The following is a 26,749-nucleotide window of genomic DNA, read 5'->3' as shown; positions in this document are numbered from 1 at the left end:
GATCAGGCCGGGCTCGGCACGGCAAGGCGCTCGATGAGATCGGCGAGCCGCCCGAGGCGTTGTGCATCGTTCACCGGGAGCGCGGCCCCCGTGCCCCAGCTCACGGCATAAAACGCAATCCCCGCGCGCTCGGCAGTCTCGAGGTCGACCGTGCTGTCGCCCACATAGGCGATGGCGTCCGGGTTGAGTTCCATTTCGTCCACGACGGCGAGGAGGTGACCCGGATCGGGCTTGCTGACGGGAACGGCATCGCCCCCGATTGCACTTTCGAAGAAACGCCCGATATCGAGAATTTCCAGGATCTCGCCGGTAAGGCCGTGGGGCTTGTTGGTGCAGATCCCGAGCCGATACCCCGCCGCGATCAGCGCCTCGAGATCGTCGCGGACGTGGGCGAAGAACTCGGTTCGGCTCGCGGGATCCCTGCCGTAGTTGTCGAGATAGGCTGCGACCGCCGTCGATACCGTCTCCTCATCATGGGGCAGGCCCTGATCGACGAGAATATCGAGAAGGAGGCGTCGCGGACCCTTGCCGATGAAGCCCGCGACGTATTCGGTCGTGAGGCTCGGCCAGCCAGATGCTGCGAAGTGGGCGTTGACGGCCGCCGCGATGTCGGGCGCGCTGTCGATGAGCGTCCCGTCAAGATCGAAGATGATGGCGGCGATGGGCGACTGGGGCATCAGGCCTCCGGCTGGTCGAAAATGGGATCGGAAAGTCCCGCAAAGGTCGTCTCGAGTGCGGGATAGAGACCCTGATAGAGCCCGAAAAGCTTGTCGTAGACGGGCAGGAGCGAAGGATCGGGCAGATCCCGCGTTGCAGGGCGGCAGACGGCAGCCGCGGATGCGGCGTCAGGCCAGACGCCGATGCCGATGCCGGCTACCAGCGCTGCGCCATAGGCGCCGCCCTCCGAAGCGCCTTCTGTCGTCGCGACTTCGCAGCCGAACATGTCAGCCTGTATCTGCCGCCAGAGCGCCGAACGTGCACCGCCGCCTGAAGCGCGAATGCGATTGCGGGCGATGCCCATCTGCTCCATCAGCGCGTGGATGTCGCGCAGCGAGAGCACGACACCTTCGAGAAGCGCGCGAACGAGGTCCGCGTCCCGGTGCCGCCAGGTGAGGCCGACGAACCCGCCCCTCGCCTCCGGGTCCGGGTGCGGGCACCGCTCGCCATTCAGATAAGGGAGGAAAAGAAGGCCGCGCGCACCGGCCGGGCTGCGTGCAGCCTTCTCAACGAGCGCTGCGAAATCGAGCTCTGCTGCACCGCCCTCTGCATGACCGAGGTTTGCCGCCAGGGTGCGGAACCAGCTCAGAGCTCCGCCCGCATTGAGGGACACACCCATGCAGTGCCACCTGTCGGGCGCCACGTTGCAGAAGACCTGCAGGCGACCTTCCGGATTGGGCGCCGCCCGATCCAGAGAGGAGGCGAGGATGCCGGCCGTGCCGATTGTGGTTTGCAGATCCCCGGGGTCGATCACGCCGGAGCCCAGCGTCTGCACGACCGCGTCGCCGCCGCCCCCGACGACCGGAATACCCTCCGCAAGGCCGAAGAGTGCCGCGGCCTCTGCACCGACGTGTCCGGTTACGATGTGGGATTCCGCGCAATCGGGCAGTGCCGCACGGTCGATCCCGACCGCCTCGATCACCGCGTCTGACCATTTGCGCGCGGCGACATCGAACATGCCGGTGCCGGAAGCGTCGGACACCTCGGTCGCGAGCGTTCCCGTCATGCGGTAGCGCAGATAGTCCTTGGGATTGAGGCAGTGGCGCAGGCGCGCGAAATTTTCCGGTTCATGCGCACGCATCCACGCGATCTTGCCACCTGTATAGCCGATCAGCATCCGGTTGTTGGTGGCCGCGAGCATCGCTGCCTCGCCACCGATCGCGGCGGTGATCTCGGCGCATTCGGCAGCGTTGCGCTGGTCGTTCCAGAGTATGGCAGGCCGAATGACCTCGAGCGCGTCATCCAGCGGGGTCAGCCCATGCATCTGGCCAGAAAGGCCGATGGCGAGGATCTCGATGCCCGGGGCTTTCGCACGGAGCCCGGCGATGGCCTTTCGCGCGCCCTCGATCCAGCTCTGCGGATCCTGCTCGGACCAGAAGGGCCGCGGCGTCGAGACCGGATAGGCCACGGTCTCGCTCGCCAGCACTGTCCCCTCTGCGTCCAGCAGCAGCGCCTTACAGCTCGACGTGCCGATATCGACGCCCAGTAGCGCGGTTCTTGCCATCATGCCCCCTCCGGCAGGTCGTAGCGGACCCGAACGTGCTTGAGATTGAAGTATTCGAACATGCCCTCCCGACCATGCTCGTAGCCGATGCCGGACTGCTTGCGCCCGCCATAGGGCGCGTTGATGATTCCGGCATCCACAGTGTTGATCGCGACCGAGCCGAAGTCGAGGCGTCGCGAGAGGTGGCGCATCTCGTCCATCAGCTTGGTGTAGGCATAGGCGGCCAGCCCAAAGGGGCTGTCATTTGCGAGGGCAACCGCGTCCGCAAGCGTATCGAACGGAGCAACGCCGACGAGCGGACCGAAGGTCTCCTCCGTCATGACCTGCATTTCGTGCGTGCAGTCGGCGAGCACGGTCGGGCGGAAGAAGTGCCCACGGGCGAACTTCTCGCCCTGTGGTGCGCTGCCGCCGGCAACGAGCCGAGCCCCCTTGCCGAGCGCATCGGCCAGATGGCGCTTGGTTTTTTCTAGCGGTGCGCCCGAGGCCATGGCACCGAGATCAGCAGCAGGATTGTCGAGGCCGTTGTCGATTACGAGCGCATCGGCGGCAGCGCCGAGGCGTGTGACGAATTCCTCATACATGGGACGCGCAACGTAGATCCGGTTCACCGCGATACAGATCTGGCCCATGTTGCGGAAGGAGCGCCGCGCCGCCCCTTTCACCGCCGCGTCCATATCGGCTGAAGCCGTTACGATCATCGGGCAGTTGCCGCCCAGTTCGAGCGAGAGCCGCTTGATCGTCGTCGCGCTCTTCTGGATGGCAAGCCCCACGCGGTTCGAGCCGGTAAATGCGATTTTGTCGACAAGCGGGCTTTCCACCAGAGCCTGACCGACCGTCTCTCCCGAGCCGGTCAATACGCTGACGACCCCCGGAGGCACCCCGCCCTCCTCGACCGCTCGCGCGATGGCGAGGGCGGTGAATGGGGTCAATTCGGGCGGCTTCACGACGACCGTGCATCCGGCCGCGAGTGCAGCGGCGAGTTTCCAGCCGATGAGTTCAGCCGGATAATTCCAGGGCGAAATGGCGGCGACCACCCCGATGGGTTCGCGAAAGACGAAGCTCTGAAAGTCCTCCGTGTCGTTGGGGATGATCTCCCCGTGAACGCGCACGGCCTCCTCTGCATAAAAAACGAAAGTCTGCGCGAGCTTTTCGATCTCGCCGCGCGCTTCGTTCAGCGGCTTGCCCTGCTCCATCGTCATGATGGTCGCGATCTCAACCGCGCGCTGGGAGAGTATCGCCCCGATGCGCTTGAGGTGCTGGGCGCGAACCGGTGCCGGCAAATTCGCCCAGACTGGAAAGGCAGTGCGGGCGGCGGCGAGCGCCTCTGCGATCTGGCTGGTGGAGGCTTCGCTGATCGTGCCGATCGTTTCAGCGGTCGCCGGGTTTTCAACACGGATGTCCGGCCCCTGCCCGCGTTCCCAGCGTCCCGCGAGATACATGGCGCCCTCGAAGGCGTTCGTCATCTTTCATCCTCCCCGACCCGCGTGGAAGATATAGCTGAACTACGCAGTGGCAAGCTTCTTCAGGATTATCCGCGCAATTTGGCGGAGTTTTCCTACAGTGGCTCGCTGGCCTTCTCGCGCGTTACCCAGCGGTCCTCGCGCCATTCACGCACGGTGATGCCGATCTGCTCGTTGGCTATGTCGATGAGATTATAGGCGTTGGGCTCGCCGCGGAGACGGGTCGAAATGGTGGACGAGGCCTGTGCAACGAGAATGGGGGCCGATGCCGCCGCGCGCACGCCCGTCGGCGCGCCCTCTGCGACCCCCGGCTCGTGCTTGCGCACGTATGAAAGATGGAAGTGCCCGGAGAGGACGAGCCTCACATCGAGTTCGGCGAAGGCTGCGAGCGCCTCGTCGGCACGCTTCACCCGCTTGGTGCGCTGCAGCATCGGCTCGGTCGGAAAGAGCAAGGGGTGGTGCGCGACGACGACACGAACCGCACCCTCTGGGGCCTGCTCGAAGCGCTCTTCGAGGCGGCGCAATTGACTGCGCGATATGGTGCCGTGGCCCCAGTTCCATTCGAGCCGGGCACGGCGAGCGGTTCGCATGCCCGAGAACGCCACCCCCTTCATGACGAGGAAAGGCTCGAGATCATCGGCGATATGGCGACGGTAGAGCCCATAGGGATCAAAGAAGCGCCTGATGACATTGACGGCAGGTACGTCATGATTGCCTGGAACCGCGAAAACCGGCGCATCCAAGGTCTTCAGAAATGCTTCGGCCGCCTCGAACTCGACCGTCGACCCGACCTGGGTGAAATCCCCGCTGATGACGATGAGATCTGCGCCTTGGGCATTAACGTCGTCCGCCAATCCTTCGGCAAGTCTCGGATCATGCCGGCCGAAATGGAGGTCGGAAAGATGAACGAGCTTCACGAGGCGGCCCTCACCTCGAGATCTTCGGTGGCGTCCTGCGGCGGCGGGGTCAGCACGGAAAGCGCGAGCGGGCGCATCGTGAAGACAAGCGGGGTTTCCATGATCTGCACCTCTCCGTCGAGCATGACACTGACCGAAGGCTTGCGCGATTCGATCGTGACGCCCGACACTTTTTCCACCTGAAGCGCCTCATCTTCCTGCCAGCGCCCAAGAAACATCTCGGTCGTCAGCCTGACGACATCCGCCATGGTCAGATGCTTGAGCACGTACAGCGTCAGATGCCCGGCATCGAGCCGCTCACGCGAAAAGAAGCGGCCGAATGCTTCGTCATAGGCATTGTTGGCGACGGCAAGAGCCTGGACGCGCTCGACCCGCCGATCACCAGAATCGGTGGTAATGGCAACTGCGAGCCGCCGTGCACGGGCAAGGCGCCGAGAGAAGTATCGCAGCATGCCGAGCACCGCACCGAGATCACGCCGCCCGCGCAGATGTTCGCGTCCGGCAGCAACACCGGGAATGACACCGACGACGACCTTGTGCAGGAAGGCCTCGCCGTTGACGAGGCCGACATCGATCCGGCGCGGCTCGCCCTGCGCGAGGAGATCGACGGCTGCTTCGAGTTCGAGCGGGATGCCGAGATCCCGCGCAAGGGCGTTAACGGTTCCGAGGGGGAGGACGGCGAGGGTCTTTTCGGTCCCCATGAGCGCATTGCTGAGCCCGGTAATGGTGCCGTCGCCGCCGCCGGCGACGATAATCTCTGCGGGACCAGCGAGCGCTTCGGCGATACGTTCGGCAAATGGGTGATCAGCGCGGGCATCGATCACGGCTTCCATGCCACGCGTAGCGAACATTTCCGCGAGCGCTTCTGCGGTAATGCCAGTGGCGTCTGCCGTTCCGGCGCTCGAATTCAGAATGACGTGGTAGCGGGGCGTCGACATGCGGGCGCGTCTCCGGGGCGGGCTTGCCCGACATGGAACGAGGCGACGCCTCAAAAGTTCATCCCGCGGCTCCCGTCTATCGGGATTGGCACCGGGGAAATGACTGTGGAAAAGCTCTTCGACCATCCACTCTATCGCCGTTTCGGCAGCTTCGTCAGGGGCGAAGCGCCGGTTCTTGCGGCCGTCGCCATTATCGGCGGTCTGGTTCTGGCCTTTTTGGGCGTTGCGGAACTGGTCCACGAGGGTGAGATCGAGGCGTTCGATCACGCGGTGCTGGCGATGTTCCACCAGGGCAACGCTGCAGGCGGCATCGCGGCGACCGGCTGGTTTGCCGAGATGGTTCGCGACATCACGGCACTAGGCAGCTTTGTACTGCTGACCCTAATCTTCATAGGGGTCGTGGGCTATCTCTGGATGGCGCGGATTCGGGGCGCGGCCATACTCGTGGCGGTCTCGGTCCTGGGGGGCTCGCTACTCAGCAATCTATTAAAGGCGGGCTATAATCGTCCGCGCCCCGACATCGCCTATGCCGCAGAACAGTTCACCGCAAGCTTCCCGAGCGGGCACGCGCTTCTGTCTGCGGTGACTTATCTGACCCTCGGGGCGCTGCTGGCGCGTTTCGCGCCCTCGCGACGGCTACGCTATTTCAGCCTTGGCGCAGCGATCTTCATCACGCTCATCGTGGGCCTAAGTCGGCTCTATCTCGGCGTCCATTACCCCAGCGACGTCATCGCCGGATGGAGCCTTGGGGCCGCCTGGGCGCTGCTCTGCAGCACCGTCGCTCTCGTGATGCAGCGGCGAGGGACCGTAGAGACTCCGACCGATGAAAAGGAGGTGGGGCCGACCCGGTAGGTGCCCTCGAGCCGACCGTTGACATGTCCAGACCATGTGTTAGCCTGCAATACATATCGTATACAGAGCTAATCCACGGAGGTCTCCTATGCGGTCGTTTCGCACCTACGTTTCTTTGATCCCCCTTGCCCTCGCAGGTGTGCTGCTTCCCGGCGCCGCCTTCGCCCAGCCCAGCGGCGTGCTGGTGATCGCCGAAAACGAGACGCCGGAGAACCTTGACCCGGCCAATGCCACCAACTCCACGGTCAACCAGCTGCTGATCGGCGCTTATGACACGCTGGTGCAGTTCACTGCCGGGGAAACGCAGGTCTCCCCGCGCATTGCCACGGCCTGGGAGATTTCCGAGGATGGCCTCGCCTACACCTTCACCCTGCGCGAGGACGTGACGTTCCATGACGGAACGCCGCTGACCGCCGAGGACGTGAAGTTCACACTCGACCGGCTGCAGGCAGCTTCGGCAAACGTGCTCAATGACATGGGGCCGTTCGCCGGCGCCGAAGTGGTGGATGAGAAGACGGTGGTGCTGCGGCTCTCGGAGCCTTTCGGCCCCTTCATCTCCGCTCTGTCGCGCATCTATATCGTCAACAAGGCGCTCGTCGAACCGCATATGGGTGAAGACAATGCGCGCCAATTCCTTGCGGTCAACGGCGCCGGTTCGGGGCCCTACCAGATCACCGGATACAGCCCCACCGAAGCGGTCACCCTGCGGGCCTTCCCCGATTACTGGGGCGGGTGGGATGGCAGCCATGTCGAGGAAGTCGTCTTCCGCTACGTCTCGGAGCCCTCGACCCAACTCAGCCTCTTGCAGCGCGGCGAGGTGCACATCGCGCCCGACCTGACGGTCGAGGACAAGCTCGCGCTCATGGACACGCCGGGCTTCAAGGTCGACATCGGCGCTGCCGCCACCCCGCTCTTCTTTGCCTTCAACACCGCGGGCGAAGGCCCGACCAGCGATCCCGAATTCCGTCGCATGCTCGCGATGACCTTTGATCGCGAATTGCACCTCGAACAGGTCCTGATGGGGTTCGGCAATCTGCCGGACGGCCCCCTCCCCGTCGGCTGGCTCGGACATGAGCCCGGCACGGAAGCCGAGTTCGATCTCGAAGCCGCCCGTGCCCTTGTCGACGAGAACGGCTGGGCCGGCACCAACCTTCTCGTGCGCTATCTGCCAGCCATCCAAGAAGAGCAGCGCGCCGTCGAGCAGCTGCAGTCCAACCTCTCCCAGATCGGCATCAACCTGCAGGCGGAGGGCATGACCTGGCCGGCGCAGGCTGCGACCGTCACGAGCATCGAGACGACCTCTGACATCAACATGCTCTACAACTTCCCGTCTTTCCCCGATCCGCATGCGGTGCTGAACACGACGTTCAACAGCGCTCTGAGCGGCGCTAACGGCGGGTACAACTGGTCCCAGTACAGCAATCCGGAAGTAGACGAATTGCTGAATGCCGCAGCGACGTCGTCAGATCCCGAGGAACGCGCCGAGCTCTACCGGCAGGTGCAGCGCCTCGTGGGCGAGGATCACGTCGTGATCACCGTGTCCAATCCGGGGTCAGTGGTCGCCATGGCCGAGAACGTCTCGGGCTACGTCTACAACGCCGCTCACCACCAGACCTTCAACTACATGGATATCAGCCTCGACTAGTCGAGGCGGGTTCGGGCGGGGACAGGTCATGAGTTATGTCGTGCAGCGGATCGCGTTCTCGATCCTGTCCCTGTTCATCCTCCTGTTCGTCACCTTCCTGCTCAGCCAGGTGGTGGCGGGCGACCCGGCGCTGATCGCCGCAGGCCCCAATGCCGGGGCCGCAAAAATCGCCGAGCTCCGCCAGCAGATGGGCCTCGACCAGCCGATCTTCGTTCAGTTCGGCATTTACGTGGGCAACATTCTGCAGGGCAATCTGGGGACATCCTGGTTTACCCAGCAGCCCATTGCCCGAGACCTCATGCGCGAGCTTCCTCCTTCGCTCGAACTCGTATTCCTCGCCATGCTCATCAACCTCGCAGTATCCATGCCGATGGGGCTGCTGACGGCGCGGTTCGCCCATACCAAGTTCGATGACGCAGTGCGGCTCGTCGTGCTCGCCGGCGCCGGCCTTCCTGTCTTCTGGATCGCGATCATCCTGCAGCAGGTCGTAGCCGGAAATTGGGGCATCCTGCCGATCGCCGGTCGGCTGAGCTTTTCCAACCGCGACTTTTCGGGCGCAACCGGCTTCTACCTCCTCGACAGCCTGATGCAGGGCAATCTCAACGTCTTCATCGACACCCTTGCGCATCTGGCGCTCCCGGCATTTGCGCTGTCGCTGCTCTTTACCGCGGTAGGCGTGCGCATCACCCGCACCTCGATGATCAACGAGTTTCGCAAGGACTACGTCACGCTCGCCCGCGCAAAGGGGGCCGGCGAAGGCCGGGTGATGTTCCGGCACGTCTTTGCCAATGGCGCCACCCCTGCCCTCACCGTCTTCGGCATGCAGTTCGGCTGGATGCTGGGCGCAACGGTGCTCGTCGAGGAGATCTTCGGGCGTCCCGGCATCGGACGCTACGCGATCAAGGCGGTGACGCAGTCCGACATCCATGCCGTCGTCGCCGTGGTGTTCGTCGTCGGCGTCGTCTTCCTCATCGCCAATCTGATCGTCGATATGCTGGTCTACGCGCTCAGCCCCCGCAAGCAGAGGGCCGGCTGAACGATGCGCACCCTCTGGACCTATGCGCGTACCAATGTCGAGCGCACCGCTCTCATCCTCGCGGCCATCGTCATCCTGCTCGCAATCTTCGGGGCATGGCTCGCGCCGTTCGATCCAACCCAGATCGATTTTCGGGCCCGGCTGCAGGCGCCATCCTGGGAGCATCTGCTCGGCACAGACGGCTCGGGTCGGGACGTACTGAGCCGCCTCCTCCACGGCGCGCAGATCACCATTCTTTCCACCCTTGCTGTTCTCTCGGTGGTGGTGGTTTTCGGCTGCGCAGTCGGGATGTTCTCGGCTTTCGTCGGCGGACCGATCGACAACATGCTGATGCGGCTCGCTGATGTGTGGCTCGGCTTTCCCCCGCTCATCCTGGCGCTGGGTTTTGCCTCGGCCCTCGGCGCGAGCCTGGAGGCGGCGATCTGGGCACTGATCTTCAGCTGGTGGCCCAATTACGCGCGCCTCACGCGCATGGTGACGGTCGACATCCTGTCCCGCAAATTCATCGCGAGCGCGGACGCTCTGGGTGTCCCGACGCATGCGAAAGTCACACGCTATGTCATCCCGAACGCATTCGATGTGCTGATCGTGCAGGTCACGCTCGACATCTCGGCGATCATGCTCGCGATCTCCGGCCTTTCCTTCATCGGCGTCGGCGCACAGATCCCCATGCCGGAATGGGGCGCGATGATTGCGGATGGTCGCTCCTACGTCGCCAACGGCTGGTGGATCGTGCTTGCTCCGGGGCTGATGATCTTCCTGACCGCGTTCAGCTTCAACGTCATCGGGGACATGCTGCGGCGTGAACTCGACCCCACCTCGCGGCGCCGCCAGCCATGACCGAAGCCCTTTTCGCGATGGATGACGTCACGGTCGCGCTGCGCAGCAACGGTCGGAAGATGGTGACCGGGGTCGGGCTTTCGGTGAAGCCGGGCGAGGCCTTTGGGGTCGTCGGAGAATCGGGGTCTGGCAAGACGCTGCTGACGCGGACCGTCTTCGGCCTTCAAGACGATGCCGAGCTCGTCTCTGGGCGCGTTCGGTTCGACGGGCAGCTCTTGCCGGAACAAGGGTATGCGCGGGCCGCGCGCAAGCTCCTCGGCGGGCGGATCGGTTTCGTGCCGCAGGATCCATTCTCCTCGCTCAACCCGACCATGCGGGTGGGCAAGCAGATTACCGAAGCGCTTTACCTCGCGCGCGGCATGCCCATGGGCGCACAGCGCACGAAAGCTAGGGCGATCGAAGTGCTGGGCGAAGTCGGCATCCCCGAACCCGAGCTCGCCTTCAACCAGTTTCCCGACCAGTTCTCGGGCGGAATGCGGCAGCGCATCGTCTTTGCCATCGCGCTCGCGCAGGAGCCCAAGCTGCTGATTGCCGACGAGCCGACGACTGCGCTCGACGCGATCACCCAGCGCAGAGTCATCGAACTCATGCTCGGGCGCTGCCGGAGCCATGGCATGGCGCTGATCCTGATCAGTCACAATCTGGAGCTGTTGCGCCAGAGCGTCGATCGGATTGCGGTGCTCTATGGCGGGCAGTTACACAACATCACGCACGCTGACGATATCGGCAGCCGCACGGTGCATCCTTATACCGAAGCGCTCTTCGAGTGCATTCCGAGCAAGGAGAAGACCCTGGCCGATATCCGCGCCATTCCGGGGGAGCCGGTCGGCGCCGGCTTCGGGACCAAGGGCTGCGCCTTCGCCTCTCGTTGCCGCTATGCCGAGCCCATCTGTCGGGAGACCCAGCTGCCGCTCAACGGCGACCAGCCCGGGCGCTTCAGTGCGTGCCTGCTCGGACGGGGAGCTGACGCATGAGCGGGCATCCCATCGTATCCCTGAAAGGCGTGGCCAAGACCTTCGGCAAACGCCTCCTCGTCCAGAACCGGAGCTTTGCGCTGTCGGACATCGACATCACGGTCGGCCGTGGCGAGGTCGTCGGCATTCTCGGGGAGTCGGGAAGCGGCAAGTCGACCGTCGCAAACATCGTGACCCGCCTGACCGGGTTCGATGCCGGCACCTATCTCTTCGACGGGGCGGACGTCTCCGCTTTCGACAAGAAAGAGGGTTTCCGCTTCAAGTCCCGCGTCCAGATCGTCTTCCAGGACCCCTATGGGAGCCTCAATCCCCGCGCGACGGTGGCTGCGAGCATCATGGAAGGGCTCGTTCTGCACCGGCCCGAAATGGACAAGGCGACGAGGCGCGCGCGCGTGGCGCAACTGCTTGACGAAGTGGGCCTGCCTGCCGACTGCGGAGACCGCTATCCCCACGAGTTCTCAGGCGGACAACGCCAGCGCATCGCGATTGCGCGGGCGCTCGCCGTCGAACCGGAACTGCTCGTTCTGGACGAACCCCTCTCATCGCTCGACGTCTCCATCCAGGCCCAGGTGCTGGAGCTATTCGTCAAGCTGATCGGGGAGCGGGACCTCACCATCATCTTCATTTCGCACGACGTGAACGTGGTGCGGCTGATCTGCGACCGGGTCTACGTGATGCACCAGGGTCGCATCGTGGAGGAGGGCAGCGCGGAGGACGTGCTGACCCATCCTCGAAACGCCTACACCGAGCGCCTCCTGGCCGCGGTCTATTGAATTGAGGTTTTCATGAGCCGCTACAAGCTCTCCATCGACATCGGGGGCACCTTCATCGACGTGGTCGCGTTCGATGTGGACAGCAAGGTCCTCAAGGCCTTCAAGCTGCCCACCACGCCCCACGACCCCGCACAGGGCGTGATCGCATCCATCGGCGCGCTGGATGCGCCGGCCGAGGCGATCTCGGACTTCATCCACGGCACGACGCTGGGGCTCAACGCCATCCTCGAGCGGAAGGGCGCCAAGGTCGGCATCATCACCAATGAGGGCTTCCGCGACATCTTCGAGATCGCGCGCGGCAGCCTCGATTTCGTGCACATGTACCGGTTCGATTATGAGACGCCGAAACCCCTCGTGGAGCGGCACCTGATCAGGGGCGTGCCGGGACGCATGGATTTCGAGGGAACCGAGGTCACGCCGCTCGACGAGACCGCCGTCATCGAAGCCGCGCGATCGCTCCATGAAGGGCACGGGTGCGCTGCCATCGCGGTGAGCTTCCTGCATGCCTATGCCAATTCCGATCACGAGAAACGCGCTGTCGAGCTCATCCGCCAGCACGTGCCCGGCGTCGAGGTTTCGGCCGGAGCGCTGATCGCAAACGAGTACCGCGAGTATGAGCGCACCAGCACGGCAGTGCTCGACGCCTATATCAAGCCGGTGCTCAAGAACTATCTGGGACGGGTCTCAGACGGGCTCGAGAGCCAGGGGTTCGCGGGCCGCAAATACGTGATGAACTCGTCGGGGGGCGCACTGACCTTCAGCCTCGCCGAATCCGAGCCGATCGCCACCGTCCTCTCTGGACCAGCCGGCGGCGTCTCTGGCGCGCTCTATGTCGCACGCGCGACGGAGCGTCCGAACGTGCTTTCGGTCGACGTCGGCGGCACGAGCCTCGATGCGTGCCTTATCGTCGGTTCCCAGCCGCTCGACGTCTTCGAGGCCAGCATCGAGAACTTCCCCATGCTCCAGCCGATCTTCGACCTGCGCACGCTGGGCGCGGGCGGTGGATCGATCGCGTGGATCGATAACAAGCTGCTCCGGGTCGGACCGCACAGCGCCGGGGCCGTACCGGGTCCTGCCTGCTATGGCCGCGGCGGCACGGACGCCACGGTGACAGATGCCGCCGTCATCCTCGGCTATATCGACACGACCAATTTCATGGGCGGCCAGATGAGCGTCGCCACCGACCTCGCGACCGCGGCGCTGAAGACAAGTATCGCCGATCCGCTCGGGATTTCGGTCGAGGACGCGGCGCGCTCGATGTTCAGCGTTCTGATTTCGCGCACCGCATCCTCGATCAAGGAGATGATGCTGGAGCGCGGGCTAGACCCTTCCGAATTCGCCATGCTGGGCTTCGGCGGCTGCGGCCCGCTGCTCGCCCCGATGCTGCAGAACGAACTGGAAATGCCCGAACTGGTCATCCCGCCCCTGCCCTCGGTCTTCTCGGCCTGGGGCATGATGGCGGGCGATCTCACCTTTTCGGACGCCGCGTCCGTCCTCAGCGTGATCTCGCCGGATACCATGATCCGCTTCCGCGATCAGGCCGATGCGCTCGAGCGGTCGAGCGTTACGCAGCTGCGCGAGAAAGTCGGGGAGGCCGTCAGCCCGGAGGTCTCATTCCTTGCCCGCATCCGCTTCGTGGGACAGGAGCACACGCTGTCGGTGCCCTATCTCCGTGACGACAGCGCCGAGACCTTTTTCCAACGCTTCTCGCAGGCGCACCTCGAGCGCTTCGGCCACACTTTCGAGAACGAAGCCGAAGTCGTCTCAATCCTTGCGCGGCTCGTCGTGCCGACCGAAAAGCCCGACCTTGCGACCCCGATCGCTCCGAGCACGACCCTTGCCGCATCGCGGCCGCATCGCATGTTCGATCAGGCCAGCGGCCAGATGGTCGATTGCGAGAAAGTGAGCCGCGACGCACTGGTTCCGGGCGAAGCGCGGCGGGGCCCTCTCCTCGTCATCGACGAAGGCTCGTCCCTCGCCATCCACGGCAACCAGACGCTGGTCGTGGATGGGTATGGCATGATCAGCGTGCGCCGGGTGGAGGCATAAATGAGCATCAGCAAAGCAGCCGAAATCGAGATCATCTCGGCGCTATTCCTGTCGGCGGCCGAACAGATGCGCCGCACCCTCGTGCGCACCGCGTTCAATGCCGTCATCTACGAAGTTCTCGATTTCGGCATCTCGATCGCCGACGCCAAGGGCCGGATGGTCGCCGAAGCGGCGGGGATCACCTCGTTCATCGGCGGCAATGACTATGCCCTCAAGATGCTGCTCGAAAACATGGACATGAAGAGCCTGCGCCCCGGCGACGTGGTGATGCTCAACTATCCATACTGGAACTCTGCGCATTTGGCGGACGCGCTTCTGATGACCCCCGTCTTCATCGACGGAGAGAACATCGACATGTTCCTCTGCGTGCGCGCGCACTGGCTCGACCTGGGGGCCAAGGATGCCGGCTACGTTATCGACAGCACCGATGTGCACCAGGAAGGGATCATCTTCCCGGGGGTACGGGTGATCAAGGAAGGCAAGCTCGATCAGGATCTGTGGCGGATCCTGGAAGCCAATTCGCGACTGCCAGAGGCGATCAAGGGTGATTTCGGCGCGCAGGTGGCATGCCTCAGAACCGGCGAGGCCTCGGTCCGCGAGATCTACGCCAAGTTCGGCCGCGAGCGCGTGCTCGGCGCGATCGATGCATTCTTCGCCCACTCCCACGAAAAGACCCGAGAAGCCCTGAAGAGCCTGCCCAAAGGCAGCTGGTCCGCGGTGGAGTGGCTGGACGATGACGGCGTGACGGACGACAAAATCCGCATGGAGGTCAAGGTCACGATCACCGAGGACCAGTTCATCGTCGACTACAATGGTTCGGATCCCATGGTCAGGGGGCCTGTGAACGTCCCCTATGGCGCGACGGTCTCGATGGCCAAAACCTATTTCAAGTTCCTGACGTCGGCCGACACCCCGAGCAATCACGGGAACTACATGGCCCTCGATGTGAAGGCCGACCCGGGCAATCTTTTTCACGCGGTCTACCCCGCCGCGACCTATATGCCCTGGACGCACATGGTGGCCTTCGAATTGATCGCCAAGGCGTTGGCGCCGGTGATCGACTGGCTGCCGGCGGCCTCTGGCGGGGATGAGCCCGGCTTCATGGCACTGGGCGCGCACCACCGGACGGGCAAGCGCTACGTCGTTTCGAACAATGAGGGGATCGGCTGGGGCGGAACCCATCGACACGATGGGGCCAACTGCCTGCAGCATCCATCGACGAGCACCGTCCGGAATACCCCAATCGAGGTGCTGGAGCGCCAGTCGAACCTTTTCCATGAGGCGCTTGAGCTCATCCCGGATTCGGGCGGTCGCGGAAAGCACCGGGGCGGTGTGGGGGTCCGCCGCCGGGTCAGGGCTGTCGGGGACATCGAGATCATCTCGATGAAGAAGAAGTCCAAGACCGGCGGATGGGGCCTCAAGGGCGGCGAACCTTCGCCCGTGCACAACCGCATGGTCTTCTGGCCCGGGGAGGACCGGGAGAAGTCGGTGGGCATGTATCGCCAGCACCTCAAGGCAGGCGAATGCTTCGAGAATTTCAGTGCGGGCGGATCCGGCTGGGGCGCTCCTGAGGAGCGGGACAAAGCCGCCATCGAGTATGATCTGCGCAATGGATACGTGACGGCCGAGGGGCTGCACGCAAAGTCAGAAACGAGCGAGAAATGACACAGCAGCAGGACTACGCCATCACCGGGGGCAAAATCGTCGACGTCGTCGCCGGCGACATCGTCGCGGGCAAGGCGGTGGTGATCGCGGGCGGGAAGATCTCCGCGATCGTCGAGGAGACCGCCGTCCCCGCCGATACGCGGCGCGTCGACGTCGGAGGGCGCTACCTCTCTCCGGGCCTCATCGACTGCCATTCGCATGTCTTCATCGGCCAGTTCCACGACAACGGACAGATCCTGGCGTCGGAGATGACGGCGAGGTCCGGCATTCATCTGCGCGGGATGCTGCAGCGTGGCTTCACGACGGTCCGAGACGCCGGTGGCGCCGACCAGGGGCACAAGGCAGCCCTGGAGAAGGGCCTCTTCGAGGGGCCGCGGATGTTCGTTGCGGGGCGGATCCTGTCCCAGACGGGTGGGCATGGCGATCATCGCGGGCGCGCCGATACCTGCGCCTGCTCGTCCCAGATCGGCGGCATCTCGATGATCGCCGACGGCGTGGACCAGGTGCGCTGGGCCGTACGCGAAAACGTTCGCCAGGGCGCCGACCAGATCAAGATCATGGCAGGCGGCGGCGTGAGCTCGCCGGGCGACAAGCTTATTCACCCGCAGTATTCGCTCGAGGAAATTTCCACCATCGTCGAGGAAGCGACGCGGGTCGATCGCTATGTCATGGCTCACGTCTATGCCGATCTGGGCATTAGGCGGGCCGTGGAATGTGGCGTGCGCACCATCGAGCACGGCAACTTCCTCACCCCCGACACAGCAAAGATCATGGTCGAACGCGACGCGCATCTGGTGCCGACGCTGATCACCTATGAAGCCGACGCCAAGTATGGCCTCAGCTTTGGCTGGGCCCCGGAGAACGCCGAGAAGAATGCCGAGGTGCTGGCAAGCGGGCTCAAATCGCTCGAGGTCGCACTCGAGGCCGGCGTCAATGTCGGCTATGGCACCGATCTGTGCTGGTCGCCCAAGACCTATCAGGGCGACGGGCTCATGATCCACGAAACGGTCTGCGGTTCGGTCGAGGCGCTGCGCCATGCGACCGTCAACAATGCCAAGGTCGTCCGCATGGAGGGCCTTGTCGGCCAGATCATCGAGGGCGCCTACGCCGATATCGTGATCGTGGATGCCAACCCTTATGACGGGCTCGCCTGCTTCGGGCAGACCGACAACAAAGTCGTCGGCGTGATCCAATCGGGACGTGCGGTGCGGGACGACCTATCCCTCTTCGCGGCGGCCTGACCCAGGGGAACGCCCGGCCCGCCTCCGGCCGGGCGTTCCACAACCAGCGCGGACCCCGCTCTCCCGCTTGCGCTGTACTCCGATTGCATACATATTACATTCATTGCACATGAGCGGTTTGGGGAGACGGTTCGCAGATGGGTAATGTCGTGAGGCAGAGCTGGTATGCGCTGCCAAGCCTGCTGCGCTTCGTGCTGCGCCGCCTTGCCATCGGGATCCTCCTCTGCGTGGGGGTGACGCTCGTCTCCTTTTCCCTGACACAGGTCGTACCGGGCGACCCCGTCGCCGCCAGCCTCGGCGATTATGCCTCCTCAGATCCGGCGACGGTCGAGGCTTTCCGCCAGCGCTTCGGGCTCGACAAGCCCCTGCCCGAGCAATATTTCATCTACGTCACCAACCTCCTCCAGGGCGATTTCGGCCAATCGCTGCAGACGCGCCGCCCGGTGGCGGCCGACCTCGCACAGTATATGAGCGCCACTATCGAACTCGCCATCGTCGCCATGACCGTGGCGATGATTGGAGGGGTCGGGCTTGGCATCATCGCTGCGGTGAACCGCGACCGCTGGCCCGATCAGGTGATCCGCGTGGTCTCGCTCGCGGGCGTATCGGTACCGACATTCTGGCTTTCGCTCGTCTGCCTCTACGTCTTCTTCTTCCAGCTCGGCTGGTCGCCGGGCGTCGGCAGGCTTCCGCCCGGCGCCTCAGGGCCCATGACGATCACGGGCCTCTATACGATCGATGCCATGATCACCGGAAACTGGCGTGTCCTCGGACAAGCCCTCTCACACATCGCGCTGCCGGCAATGGTACTCGCGATCTATACCATTGGCGCCATCACCCGGTTCACGCGCGCCGCGATGCTCGAGGCGTTCGACCAGGAATATATTCGCGCTGCCCGCGCCAAGGGGATGCCCGAGCGCGTCGTCGTCATGCGCCACGTTCTGCGTCCGGCCCTTGCTGCAATCATCACGGTCTCGGGCATGGCGTTCGGGCGGATGCTTGGCGGCGCAGTGCTGGTGGAGTCGGTGTTTTCCTGGCCCGGCCTCGGCGAATACGCCTACCGGAGCGCGCTTGCGCTCGACCTCCGCGCTATCATGGGCGTCAGCCTCGTGATCGCGGCGGTCTACATTCTCGTCAATCTCGTGGTCGACATCCTCTATGCGGTCGTCGACCCGCGCATTCGGCTGGGCTAGCAGATGACGGTCTCTCCGCTTTCTACCCTCGACATCCATCGCCCTGCAGGCCGCATGCGTTCGGCGTGGCTTCAACCCCTCGGCATCATCGGCGCCGGCATGCTGACGATCATCGTGATGCTCGCCATTCTCGCCCCCTGGATCATCCCCTTCGATCCCAATGCACAAGCCTTCGGCCGGTTCCTGCCGCCCAACGGCGAGAACTGGTTCGGCACGGACCAACTCGGCCGCGACATCTTCAGTCGCGTCGTCCATGGTGCCCGGGTTTCATTGCCCTATGCCGCGCAGCTGGTGGTGCTCTCGGCCGTCATCGGCACCATCCTGGGTGCGATCGCGGGATATTTCGGGGGCTGGATCGACGGGCTCATCATGCGCGCGGCGGACCTCGTGATGGCGTTTCCCGATATCATCCTCGCCATGGCGGTGGTCGCGGCGCTCGGCCCCAACCTCTTCAATGCGGTCCTTGCGGTCGTCATCGTCAGCTGGCCAATCTATGCGCGCGTCGTCCGCTCGATGATCCTCACGCTTCGCGACGAGCCCTATGTGCAATCGAGCCGGCTGCTCGGCGCATCGTCGGGACGCGCGCTCTGGCGCGACATCCGGCCGAACGTCGCCGGTCCGGTCGTAGTGCTCGCCGCGCTCGAATATGGCCATGCGGTGCTCATCCTCTCGGGCCTCTCTTTCCTCGGGCTGGGCGCCCAGCCCCCCACTGCCGAATGGGGATCCATGGTCTCCGAAGGGTCAAAATATTTCGACAAGTGGTGGATGAGCGTCTTCCCGGGCCTCGCCATTCTCGCCGTCGTTCTGGCCGCCAATTTCTTGGGCGACACGTTGCGGGACGCCTTCGATCCCAAATCCACCAAGGCTTTCCGATGAGCGCCGCGCCGCTGGTTGCGATCGATACGCTGACGATCAGCCTGCCCTCGGCGGACGGGCAGCGGCTCTTTCCCGTGCGCGAGGTCAGCCTCGAAATCGGGCGCGGGGACATCGTGGGACTTGCCGGCGAAAGCGGCAGCGGCAAGACCATCACGGCGCTGAGCCTCTTGGGTCTCCTCCCTCCCGGCGGTCGGATGAGCGGCCGGATCGACTTCGAAGGCCGCGACCTCGTTGGGCTTGGGCCCGCAGAAATTTCGGCCGTACGCGGGCGCGACATCGCCATGGTGTTCCAGGACCCGATGACCGCGCTCCACCCGATGCTGTCCATCGAGCGACAGCTGACCGAACACCTGCGCCACCATCGCGGTGTCGATGCCAAGGCGGCGCGCGAACGCGCTATCGAACTTCTGGAACTGGTGCGCATCCCCGACGCCGCCACCGCGCTGAGGCGTTACCCGCATCAGTTCTCGGGCGGCATGCGGCAGCGGATCGCCATCGCCATGGCGCTTTGCTGCGGGCCCAAGCTGCTGATCGCCGACGAACCCACGACCGCGCTCGACGTTACCGTGCAGGCGGGAATCCTGCGGCTGCTGCAGCGCCTGCGGACCGAGCTTGGCCTCTCGGTATTGCTGATCACCCATGACATGGGCGTGATGTCCGCGCTCACCGACCGCGTTGCCGTGATGTATGCCGGCCGCATCGTCGAGCAGGGCATGCGCGGCGACGTACTGGGGCGCCCGCGCCATCCCTACACCTATGGGTTGCTCGGCGCCCTGCCCCATGATCGGGGCGAGGAAATGGTCCTGCGCCCTCTCGAAGGCACGCCGCCTGCGATCGGCGCACTCCCTCAGGGCTGCCCCTTCCATCCCCGCTGCCAGTTCGCCCAGCCGGTCTGCCGGACGGCCGAACCGGCCCTTCGCACGGTCGCGCCGGGCCGAGCGATTGCCTGCACGATCGATCCGCTTGGGGAGATGGCCGCGTGAGCCTCCTGTCGATCCGCAATCTCGAAGTCAGCTATGCCGGGCATGCCGGCACCACGGTTCGCGCCGTCGCGGGCGCCGATATCGACGTCGAGGCCGGCCAGATCGTTGCCCTTGTCGGCGAATCGGGCTGCGGCAAGTCCTCGCTGGGCAAGGCCGCCGTCGGTCTCGTCCCGGCATCGGGCGGCACCATCACCTTTGCCGGTGCGCCCCTGACGCCGCTTCGGCGCGGCGCTCGGCCAAAGGCAGAACGCAAGCTGCAGATGGTGTTCCAGGACCCGTTCTCATCGCTCAACCCACGGCGACGCGTCGGCGAGCTCATCGCCGAAGGTGGCCAGGTTGCGACCGAGGCAGGCGATACCGCCATGAGCGTTGGCGAATGCCTCGAGCGTGTCGGCCTCAGCGCTGCCTTCGCCGACCGTTATCCCCACCAGTTCTCCGGCGGACAACGGCAGCGCATCGCCATCGCGCGCGCCCTCGCCGCGCGCCCGCGCTGCATCGTCGCCGACGAACCGATCTCGGCGCTCGATGCATCGGCGCAGGCGGCGATCGCGAACCTGCTCGTTACGCTCGTCCGCGAGCTCGACATGGGCCTTCTCTTTATCTCGCACGACCTTGCCATCGTTCGCACCATCGCGGACGTGACGACGGTGATGTATCTCGGCAAGATCGTGGAATCCGGCCCGAGCGCGTCCGTCTGGCGCGATCCACTTCACCCCTATACGCGCAGCCTCATCGGCGCCATTCCGCGGCCGGACGGGCTCGGCATGCTGCCAGCCGACCTGCCCGGTGATGTGCCCAATCCGGCTCGCCCACCTGCTGGATGCCGTTTCCATCCTCGCTGCCCTACAGCGATTGCCGAATGCCGGACCGTGGAGCCCCTGCGCGAGAGGCTCCGGCCCGAGCGCAGCGTCGCCTGCCACGTGGCCGCGGCAATGGAACAGAGAGTGCGGGCCGACGCCTACTGACTGTGCACGACGCAAGCCTGCCCACACGATCGCCATTGCACAGCGCCTGTATGTATGCTGTACTACATTTGTATGCACTGCTTATGCCGATCGCCGGGCAGCAGCCGGGCGGGGCCAGTTGCAGCATAGATCAGGGGAGTCATGATGGTGCAGAAACTAATCGGAGCGCTGGCTTTGGCCGCGCTCGGCAGCGTATCGACGATAGCGATGACACAGGCGCAGGAATCGCTAGTCGTCGACACGGTCTTCCAGCTCAAGACGGCCGATCCGGCCCGCGCCTTCGAGCCGACCGCCAGCCTCTTCCTGCACGCGGTCTACCAGACGCTCGTCACCTTCGAGGAAGGGGACGCCACCACGATCGTTCCGGGCCTCGCAGAACTGCCGACGGCCAACGAGGACGCGACCGTCTTCACCTTCAAGCTGCGCGAGGGCGCGACGTTCTCGGACGGCTCGCCCGTTACCCGCGACGACGTGCTCTTCTCGCTCAACCGGGCCAAGAACGTCAAAGGCAGTGCCGCCTTCATGCTGGCCGAGATCAGCTTCTCGGCAGGCGAGGCCGATGACGAGATCGTCGCCACGTCGACGTTCTCCGACCCCGGCCTGCCCGCCCGCCTCACCTACCCCGCCTTCGCCATCCTCAATGCCGATGTGATGAAGGAAAATGGCGGCCTCGATACCGAGGAAGCGAGCCAGTCCGACACAGCCGACGCCTTCCTCGCGGGCACGTCGCTCGGCTCGGGCCCCTACATCCTCACCAAGTTCGACATTGCCTCCGAGGTCGTCCTCGAGCGCAACGACAATTATTGGGGCGAAGCCCCTGCCTTCGAGCAAATCGTCATCCGCAACGTGGCCAACACCGCTCAGCAGATGAACATCATGCGCGGGGTCAGCCATATCGCGATCGACCTGCGGCCCGACCAGGTGGGTTCGCTCGGCGACGACGCAGCCGTCATTTCCCAGCCGGGATCGGACATGGGCTTCGTCTTCCTCAACGCCAACCCGGAAGTCTCAGAGACGACGAGCAATCCTGATTTCGTTGAAGCCGTCCGCTACGCGATCGACTTCGATGGCATCATGAATATCGTCGGCGAAGGCGCCGGACGTCCCGGGGGCATCGTCCCCTCCATCCTCCTCGGCACGGTGCCGGGCGAAGAGGCTCCGGTGCGCGATCTCGACCGGGCCCGCGAGGCGCTTGCGCGTAGCGGCATCGAGAACCCGACCGTCGAGATGGCCTACGCTTCGGACATTGCCAAGCACGGCATTTCGTTCGGCGATCTGGGCGCCAAGATCCAGGCTGACCTGGCCGAGATCGGCGTCACCGTGAATCTCGTGCCGCAGCCGGTCGCGACCAATCTCGATGGCTATCGCGCCGGCTCACTCGAGATGAGCGTGCAGTGGTGGGGCCCCGCCTTCCCCGACCCGAGCTATTACCTCGCCTTCAACCCGGGCAAGCTCGTCGGTCTGCGCGTCGGCTGGGCCGAGGGCAGCAACGAGGTCATCGAGGAGATCGCGGCCCGTGCCGCGCTCGCGCTCGATCCGGCCGAACGCGACGCCATCTACAAGGAATGGCAGATGGCGCTGAACGAGACCGGCCCCTACATTCCCCTCTTCCAGCCGCCGACAACGCTGGTAAGCTCGGCTGCAGTCGAGAATGTCTCGTACCATCCCACCTGGACGGTCGATCTGGCGGCGGTGAGACCCGCCGCGGACTGACCCAAGACCCCCGGGGCGGCTCATCGAGCCGCCCCAATAGCTTGAAGTGTAGCGCAATGGCCCATTACGACCTCATCATCTCCAACGGCACCGTGGCGACCGCCGATCAGGTGCGCCAGTGCGACATCGCCGTGAAAGACGGGCTGATCGCCGCGCTCGGCACGGATCTCGGTTCCGCGGACCGGACCATCGACGCGACCGGAAAGATCGTCGTGCCCGGGGGCATCGATAGCCACGTGCACATTTCCCAGCCATCGGGCGACGGCATCGTGATGGCGGATGATTTTGAGAGCGGCACGCTCTCGGCGGTCTGCGGGGGAACGACGACGATCCTGCCCTTCGCACTGCAGCAGAAGGGACAGAGCCTCCGGGACGTCGTGAAGGCCTACCACGCTCTTGCAGACGGCAAATGTCACGCCGATGTCAGCTTCCATCTGATCGTCAGCGACCCTACCCCGCAGGTGCTGGGCCAGGACCTGCCGGCACTCGTCGCCGACGGCTACACCTCGTTCAAGGTCTTCATGACCTATGAGGGACTGAAGCTGAACGATCGGGAAATCCTTGAAACCATGGATGTCGCGCGCGAGACCGGCGCACTCGTCATGGTCCATTGCGAGAACGAGGACGCCATCCGCTTCCTCATCGACAGGCATGTCGCCCGCGGCGACGTCGAGCCGCGCCATCACGCGAGCACCCGGCCTGCAATCGCCGAGCGCGAAGCCACCCATCGCGCCATCTCGCTTGCGGAAATCATCGAGACGCCGGTGGTCATCGTACATGTGTCGAACCGCCAGGCGATGGACGAAATCGCCCGCGCCCGCTCGCGCGGCCGTCCGGTGGTGGGCGAGACCTGCCCGCAATATCTGGTCCTGACCGCGGACGACCTCGACAAGACCAATTGGGAGGGCGCGAAATTCGTCTGCTCCCCGCCCCCGCGCGATACGGACAGCCAGATCGCCTGCTGGGAAGGCATAGAGGGCGGCGTATTCGACCTTTTTTCCTCCGATCACTGCCCGTTCCGCTATGACGACGAGGCCGGAAAGCTCAACGCCCGCGGACGGACGGACTTCCGGTGGATCCCGAATGGCATTCCCGGCGTGGAAACGCGGCTGCCGATCCTTTTTTCGGAGGGCGTGAGCAAGGGTCGGATCAGCCTCGAACGGTTCGTCGCACTGGGCTCGACCAATCACGCCAAGACCTATGGGCTCTATCCGCAAAAGGGCCAGATCGCCGAAGGTTCGGACGCGGATCTCGTCATCTGGGATCCGGAACTGGAGCGCCCGATCAGCCAGGAGCGGCTCCACCACGGTGCCGACTACACCCCCTATGAGGGGCTGATGATCAAGGGCTGGCCGGTGGAGGTCATTCTTCGCGGTACCCAGGTCGTCGCGGGCGGAGAGCCGACCGGGGCGGCTCCAGGAGGCCGGCATCTGGCGCGCGGAAAGTCGGCACTCGTGACCGAGCAGGAAAGGCGGGCCTGAGGCCCGCCTAAGAGCTCAGTCGATCAACTCGAAGCGGATATCCTGCGCGCCTTCCCAAAGCACTTTCTTGCCGAGTGCGGGAAGGTTTTCGAGGCCGCTGGTGAGCGTCAGGAAGTGATTGCCGGCGAGTTGCCCCATCTTGCTCGAGAAGTCGACGCCGCCATAGGCGAGCAGGATTTCGGTCTCGCTGATGCCGCCGGGATAGAGCAGGAAATGCCCGGGCGCGGGATGGCTCGTGTGGTTCTCGTAGGTCACGCCGAAATCGGTGTCGCCCAAAGGCACCCAGACCCCTTCACCGCTCCAGCGCACATGCACGATCTGACTCTTGTAAGGCAGGCGTGCGGCAAAGGCGGCACACGTCTTGGGGGCGAGTTCCTCTTCGAGATGCCCCTCGAAGGTGTAAGGGCCGGCGGTGACGCGAAGTTTCTTCATGCTCTTCTCCATTTGCGGTTTCGGACGGGCGGCGAGCGCATCCAGTCGTGAGTACGCATTACCATTGCATTGAAGTTGTATGCAGAATGTGTAACTCTCCTGTCAATGTAGAGCATAGCGCAGGCGAATTGGAGTGCAGGGCGTGACAGGCGCGGCGGCAGCGGAGATATTCCGCGTGATCGATGAGGCAGAGGGCGACGTGATCGGCCTTCTGCAGGCGCTGGTCGGACTTCAGCACGACGGCGAAGAAGCCGTGCAGAGCCTCGTCATCCAGCGTCTGTCGGCAGCCGGAGCTGATGTCGAGGCGCTACGCTATGAACCCCGCGACGTGCCGCTCGTCGACGAGTTCGCCGCAGGTGCCGCCGACGCCCGCGGCGAACGACGCTCGATCGTCGGCCGATTCGACGGGCAGGCTGCCGAAGGTCGCAGCCTCATCATCTTTGCCCACCCCGACAGTGAACCTACCGCAAGCGCGCGACATTGGTCCCGTCCGCCATTCAGCGCCTCCATCCACGATGGCCGCGTGTACGGGTGGGGCATCGCGGATGATCTGGCCGGCGTTGCTACGGGCATTGCGGCGATGGAGATGATCGCACGCGCCGGCATAAGGCTCGCCGGGGACGTGATCTTTGCAAGCACACCCAGCAAGAACAATGCGCGCGGCGTCGCAGCAGTGCTCCATCAAGGCTATGACGCCGACGCTGCGCTTTATCTGCATCCCGCCGAATCGGGCGTCGGCATGCACGAGATCAAGGCGCTGACATCCGGCCAGCTCGAATTCGCGATCACCGTAAGCGGCATGCCGCCCGAGACCCATGAACCGGGCCAGACCGCCTTTTCCCATCTCGGCGTCAATCCCCTCGACAAGGCACTGGCGCTCATCTGGGCGCTGAAGGCGCTCGATGCCGAACGCGCCACGCGCGTGACCCACAGGTTGCTCGACGCGGCCGTAGGCCGCTCCACCAACCTCATGATCTCCTCGATTGACTTTGGTGGCACGGCCCCGCTCTGGCGCATGCCGGAGACGTTGACCTTTTCGGGCGCCATCTCCTTTCCACCGGGCGAAAAGCTCGAAGCGGTGCAGAAGGAGGTCGAGGCGGCCCTTCATGCTGCGATAGCAGCAGACCCGTTCCTGACCGAAAACCCGCCGCGCCTTGATTGGCTGTCGGGGGTCACGGGCATCGAGGTCGCGGCCACACATCCCCTTTACCAGACGCTCTCTGACGCGATTGCGGAGGTCTGCGGGTTCGAACCCGAAGTGAACCCGATGCACACCTCCTCGGACATTCGCAATCCCATCGTTCAGAAGGGCATTCCCACGCTCGGTTTCGGCCCGCTCTGCGGGGACCTCACCCATGCCGGCGGCATCGACGAGTGGGTGGACCGCGAGGACTATCTGCGGGCGGTCAAGGTTACGGCGGCCAGCATCATCGGCTGGTGCGGGGTCGTCCAATGAGCGGGATGGTCAGGACGGTAAGAGGCGACGTGCCTGCCGAGACCATCGGCCGGATCGTTTTTCACGAGCATCTGCTCTACGACCTCGTTCGTCCGGCCGAGCGCGCCGCGGTCGATGACGCGCCGATCACCCTCGCCAATCGCTGGCAGGTCGATTATCGCTCGAACGAGAACCGCAATAATGCCCGCCAGACGGACCCGCAGATCGCGGCGACTGAGCTCGAGCGCTTCTCGCAGGACGGCGGCAGCCTGCTCGTCGACCAGAGCACCTTCGGCATTGGCCGGGATCCGGAAGGTCTTCGCGCGGCATCCGGCGCCTCGGGCGTCCATGTGGTGGCAGCGGCCGGGACTTATGTTGCCGACTATCTCGATGCCGAAACCCTGGCCCTCGATATCGATGGGCTCGAGGCACGGTTCATCGCCGAGGTCGAGAGCGGGCTCGATGGCACGATGGTCCGTGCCGGGCTCATCGGGGAAATAGGAACATCCTATCCGATCCTTCCGGTCGAGCGGCGGGCCCTCGTGGCGGCTGCACGGGCGAGCCGACGCACCGGCGCTGCGATCAGCGTGCACCCTGGCCGACATCGCGATGCGCCCTTCGAGATCGTTTCGATCCTGTCGGAAGCCGGTGCGGACCTCTCTCGGGTCGTCATCTGCCATATGGACCGCACTTACCCCGACGGCTCTGGCGTTCGGGAGCTGCTTGCCACCGGTGTCTGCGTGGAGTGGGACTTCTTCGGCATCGAGCAGTCCCACTACTGGTTCGGCGAGGTCGAGCTGCCTACCGACCTCCAGCGGCTGCACCTGATCCGGCGCCTTTTCGATGAGGGATGGGCCGACCGCATCCTCGTCAGTCACGACATCTGCACCTGCACCCGCATGACGCACTGGGGCGGGCATGGCTACGGTCACCTCTTGAGAAACGGACCCGACCTCATGGCACGGGCAGGCTTTTCGCCCGAGCAGATCGACATATTGCTGAGACGCACGCCCTTGCGCCTACTGACGCTCGACGTGCCGACGTTCAACCAGGAATAGAG

At 64.6% G+C, this 26,749-nt stretch carries 23 protein-coding genes; 17 read left to right on the top strand and 6 right to left on the bottom strand.

Annotated features, from left to right (window positions below; translation table 11 throughout):
• Positions 1-2: 2 nt before the first annotated feature.
• From gph to EMQ25_RS04790, 5 genes are all read right to left on the bottom strand, one after another.
• Positions 3-677 carry a phosphoglycolate phosphatase gene (gene gph / locus EMQ25_RS04810; protein ID WP_127187438.1) on the bottom strand — a complete coding sequence of 225 codons (675 nt, stop codon included), beginning with the start codon at positions 675-677 and terminating at the stop codon, positions 3-5.
• Positions 677-2,224: a xylulokinase gene (gene xylB, locus EMQ25_RS04805; RefSeq protein WP_244606489.1), complete on the bottom strand. Its 1,548-nt coding sequence runs from the start codon at positions 2,222-2,224 to the stop codon at positions 677-679. Before xylB ends, gph begins: the two co-directional genes overlap by 1 nt.
• Positions 2,221-3,684: an NAD-dependent succinate-semialdehyde dehydrogenase gene (locus EMQ25_RS04800; RefSeq protein WP_127187437.1), complete on the bottom strand. Its 1,464-nt coding sequence runs from the start codon at positions 3,682-3,684 to the stop codon at positions 2,221-2,223. The genes xylB and EMQ25_RS04800 overlap by 4 nt, the downstream gene beginning before the upstream one ends.
• Before the next feature lie 92 nt (positions 3,685-3,776).
• The gene (locus tag EMQ25_RS04795) at positions 3,777-4,598 is read right to left on the bottom strand and encodes a metallophosphoesterase family protein (protein ID WP_127187436.1); all 822 of its coding nucleotides are present in this window, start codon (positions 4,596-4,598) and stop codon (positions 3,777-3,779) included.
• The gene (locus EMQ25_RS04790; protein ID WP_127187435.1) at positions 4,595-5,536 is read right to left on the bottom strand and encodes a diacylglycerol/lipid kinase family protein; all 942 of its coding nucleotides are present in this window, start codon (positions 5,534-5,536) and stop codon (positions 4,595-4,597) included. Before EMQ25_RS04790 ends, EMQ25_RS04795 begins: the two co-directional genes overlap by 4 nt.
• Before the next feature lie 105 nt (positions 5,537-5,641).
• Here EMQ25_RS04790 and EMQ25_RS04785 point away from each other — a divergent pair, with 105 nt between their 5' ends.
• The 15 genes from EMQ25_RS04785 (at position 5,642) to hydA (ending at position 23,822) form a co-directional block, all read left to right on the top strand.
• On the top strand, positions 5,642-6,388 hold the full coding sequence (locus EMQ25_RS04785; protein WP_158625956.1) for a phosphatase PAP2 family protein: 747 nt from the start codon (positions 5,642-5,644) through the stop codon (positions 6,386-6,388).
• A gap of 88 nt (positions 6,389-6,476) precedes the next feature.
• On the top strand, positions 6,477-8,033 hold the full coding sequence (locus EMQ25_RS04780) for an ABC transporter substrate-binding protein (RefSeq protein WP_127187433.1): 1,557 nt from the start codon (positions 6,477-6,479) through the stop codon (positions 8,031-8,033).
• Positions 8,034-8,061: 28 nt separating this feature from the next.
• Positions 8,062-9,069 carry an ABC transporter permease gene (locus tag EMQ25_RS04775; protein WP_127187432.1) on the top strand — a complete coding sequence of 336 codons (1,008 nt, stop codon included), beginning with the start codon at positions 8,062-8,064 and terminating at the stop codon, positions 9,067-9,069.
• A gap of 3 nt (positions 9,070-9,072) precedes the next feature.
• A complete protein-coding gene (locus EMQ25_RS04770; RefSeq protein WP_127187431.1) occupies positions 9,073-9,909 on the top strand; it encodes an ABC transporter permease in 837 nt (278 codons plus the stop codon).
• A complete protein-coding gene (locus tag EMQ25_RS04765) occupies positions 9,906-10,883 on the top strand; it encodes an ABC transporter ATP-binding protein (protein ID WP_127187430.1) in 978 nt (325 codons plus the stop codon). The genes EMQ25_RS04770 and EMQ25_RS04765 overlap by 4 nt, the downstream gene beginning before the upstream one ends.
• Complete coding sequence (locus EMQ25_RS04760; protein WP_127187429.1) at positions 10,880-11,656, top strand: ATP-binding cassette domain-containing protein; 777 nt, start codon at positions 10,880-10,882, stop codon at positions 11,654-11,656. The genes EMQ25_RS04765 and EMQ25_RS04760 overlap by 4 nt, the downstream gene beginning before the upstream one ends.
• Positions 11,657-11,668: 12 nt before the next feature.
• Positions 11,669-13,705 carry a hydantoinase/oxoprolinase family protein gene (locus EMQ25_RS04755; RefSeq protein WP_127187428.1) on the top strand — a complete coding sequence of 679 codons (2,037 nt, stop codon included), beginning with the start codon at positions 11,669-11,671 and terminating at the stop codon, positions 13,703-13,705.
• Positions 13,706-15,370: a hydantoinase B/oxoprolinase family protein gene (locus tag EMQ25_RS04750; protein WP_127187427.1), complete on the top strand. Its 1,665-nt coding sequence runs from the start codon at positions 13,706-13,708 to the stop codon at positions 15,368-15,370.
• On the top strand, positions 15,367-16,611 hold the full coding sequence (locus EMQ25_RS04745; RefSeq protein WP_127187426.1) for a metal-dependent hydrolase family protein: 1,245 nt from the start codon (positions 15,367-15,369) through the stop codon (positions 16,609-16,611). The genes EMQ25_RS04750 and EMQ25_RS04745 overlap by 4 nt, the downstream gene beginning before the upstream one ends.
• A gap of 137 nt (positions 16,612-16,748) precedes the next feature.
• A complete protein-coding gene (locus EMQ25_RS04740; protein ID WP_127187425.1) occupies positions 16,749-17,804 on the top strand; it encodes an ABC transporter permease in 1,056 nt (351 codons plus the stop codon).
• 3 nt (positions 17,805-17,807) lie between these two features.
• Positions 17,808-18,680, top strand: coding sequence for an ABC transporter permease (locus EMQ25_RS04735; RefSeq protein WP_127187424.1), 873 nt, complete (start codon positions 17,808-17,810; stop codon positions 18,678-18,680).
• Positions 18,677-19,663, top strand: coding sequence for an ABC transporter ATP-binding protein (locus tag EMQ25_RS04730; protein WP_127187423.1), 987 nt, complete (start codon positions 18,677-18,679; stop codon positions 19,661-19,663). The genes EMQ25_RS04735 and EMQ25_RS04730 overlap by 4 nt, the downstream gene beginning before the upstream one ends.
• Positions 19,660-20,628, top strand: a complete 969-nt coding sequence (locus tag EMQ25_RS04725) for an oligopeptide/dipeptide ABC transporter ATP-binding protein (protein WP_127187422.1) — start codon at positions 19,660-19,662, stop codon at positions 20,626-20,628. The genes EMQ25_RS04730 and EMQ25_RS04725 overlap by 4 nt, the downstream gene beginning before the upstream one ends.
• Positions 20,629-20,772: 144 nt before the next feature.
• Complete coding sequence (locus EMQ25_RS04720; RefSeq protein ID WP_158625955.1) at positions 20,773-22,341, top strand: ABC transporter substrate-binding protein; 1,569 nt, start codon at positions 20,773-20,775, stop codon at positions 22,339-22,341.
• Between the two features lie 56 nt (positions 22,342-22,397).
• Complete coding sequence (gene hydA, locus EMQ25_RS04715) at positions 22,398-23,822, top strand: dihydropyrimidinase (protein WP_127187420.1); 1,425 nt, start codon at positions 22,398-22,400, stop codon at positions 23,820-23,822.
• A gap of 15 nt (positions 23,823-23,837) precedes the next feature.
• On the opposite strand, the gene EMQ25_RS04710 is transcribed toward hydA, so the two are convergent.
• Positions 23,838-24,254 (bottom strand): DUF3830 family protein, encoded by a 417-nt coding sequence (locus EMQ25_RS04710; protein ID WP_127187419.1) that lies wholly within the window; start codon positions 24,252-24,254, stop codon positions 23,838-23,840.
• A 175-nt stretch (positions 24,255-24,429) separates the two neighbouring features.
• Between EMQ25_RS04710 and EMQ25_RS04705 the strand changes: the two genes are divergently transcribed.
• Positions 24,430-25,710 carry a M20/M25/M40 family metallo-hydrolase gene (locus EMQ25_RS04705; RefSeq protein ID WP_127187418.1) on the top strand — a complete coding sequence of 427 codons (1,281 nt, stop codon included), beginning with the start codon at positions 24,430-24,432 and terminating at the stop codon, positions 25,708-25,710.
• Complete coding sequence (locus EMQ25_RS04700) at positions 25,707-26,747, top strand: phosphotriesterase family protein (RefSeq protein ID WP_127187417.1); 1,041 nt, start codon at positions 25,707-25,709, stop codon at positions 26,745-26,747. Before EMQ25_RS04705 ends, EMQ25_RS04700 begins: the two co-directional genes overlap by 4 nt.
• Positions 26,748-26,749: the final 2 nt, after the last annotated feature.

The organism is Arsenicitalea aurantiaca, from assembly GCF_003994485.1.
In the GTDB taxonomy this organism is placed as follows: Bacteria; Pseudomonadota; Alphaproteobacteria; order Rhizobiales; family Devosiaceae; genus Arsenicitalea; species Arsenicitalea aurantiaca.
Note: the sequence above shows the minus strand (reverse complement) of the source record. Positions and strands in the feature narration are given on the sequence as shown.

Excerpts from the sequence above, each read along its gene's own strand:
- EMQ25_RS04760 (WP_127187429.1), top strand. The coding sequence starts at position 10,880 with ATGAGCGGGCATCCCATCGTATCCCTGAAAGGCGTGGCCAAGACCTTC.
- EMQ25_RS04775 (WP_127187432.1), top strand. The coding sequence starts at position 8,062 with ATGAGTTATGTCGTGCAGCGGATCGCGTTCTCGATCCTGTCCCTGTTC.
- EMQ25_RS04790 (WP_127187435.1), bottom strand. The coding sequence starts at position 5,536 with ATGTCGACGCCCCGCTACCACGTCATTCTGAATTCGAGCGCCGGAACG.
- EMQ25_RS04740 (WP_127187425.1), top strand. The coding sequence starts at position 16,749 with ATGGGTAATGTCGTGAGGCAGAGCTGGTATGCGCTGCCAAGCCTGCTG.
- EMQ25_RS04710 (WP_127187419.1), bottom strand. The coding sequence starts at position 24,254 with ATGAAGAAACTTCGCGTCACCGCCGGCCCTTACACCTTCGAGGGGCAT.
- EMQ25_RS04750 (WP_127187427.1), top strand. The coding sequence starts at position 13,706 with ATGAGCATCAGCAAAGCAGCCGAAATCGAGATCATCTCGGCGCTATTC.
- EMQ25_RS04755 (WP_127187428.1), top strand. The coding sequence starts at position 11,669 with ATGAGCCGCTACAAGCTCTCCATCGACATCGGGGGCACCTTCATCGAC.
- EMQ25_RS04800 (WP_127187437.1), bottom strand. The coding sequence starts at position 3,684 with ATGACGAACGCCTTCGAGGGCGCCATGTATCTCGCGGGACGCTGGGAA.
- EMQ25_RS04770 (WP_127187431.1), top strand. The coding sequence starts at position 9,073 with ATGCGCACCCTCTGGACCTATGCGCGTACCAATGTCGAGCGCACCGCT.
- EMQ25_RS04745 (WP_127187426.1), top strand. The coding sequence starts at position 15,367 with ATGACACAGCAGCAGGACTACGCCATCACCGGGGGCAAAATCGTCGAC.
- EMQ25_RS04765 (WP_127187430.1), top strand. The coding sequence starts at position 9,906 with ATGACCGAAGCCCTTTTCGCGATGGATGACGTCACGGTCGCGCTGCGC.
- hydA (WP_127187420.1), top strand. The coding sequence starts at position 22,398 with ATGGCCCATTACGACCTCATCATCTCCAACGGCACCGTGGCGACCGCC.
- EMQ25_RS04720 (WP_158625955.1), top strand. The coding sequence starts at position 20,773 with ATGGTGCAGAAACTAATCGGAGCGCTGGCTTTGGCCGCGCTCGGCAGC.
- EMQ25_RS04700 (WP_127187417.1), top strand. The coding sequence starts at position 25,707 with ATGAGCGGGATGGTCAGGACGGTAAGAGGCGACGTGCCTGCCGAGACC.
- EMQ25_RS04735 (WP_127187424.1), top strand. The coding sequence starts at position 17,808 with ATGACGGTCTCTCCGCTTTCTACCCTCGACATCCATCGCCCTGCAGGC.
- EMQ25_RS04730 (WP_127187423.1), top strand. The coding sequence starts at position 18,677 with ATGAGCGCCGCGCCGCTGGTTGCGATCGATACGCTGACGATCAGCCTG.
- xylB (WP_244606489.1), bottom strand. The coding sequence starts at position 2,224 with ATGATGGCAAGAACCGCGCTACTGGGCGTCGATATCGGCACGTCGAGC.
- EMQ25_RS04780 (WP_127187433.1), top strand. The coding sequence starts at position 6,477 with ATGCGGTCGTTTCGCACCTACGTTTCTTTGATCCCCCTTGCCCTCGCA.
- gph (WP_127187438.1), bottom strand. The coding sequence starts at position 677 with ATGCCCCAGTCGCCCATCGCCGCCATCATCTTCGATCTTGACGGGACG.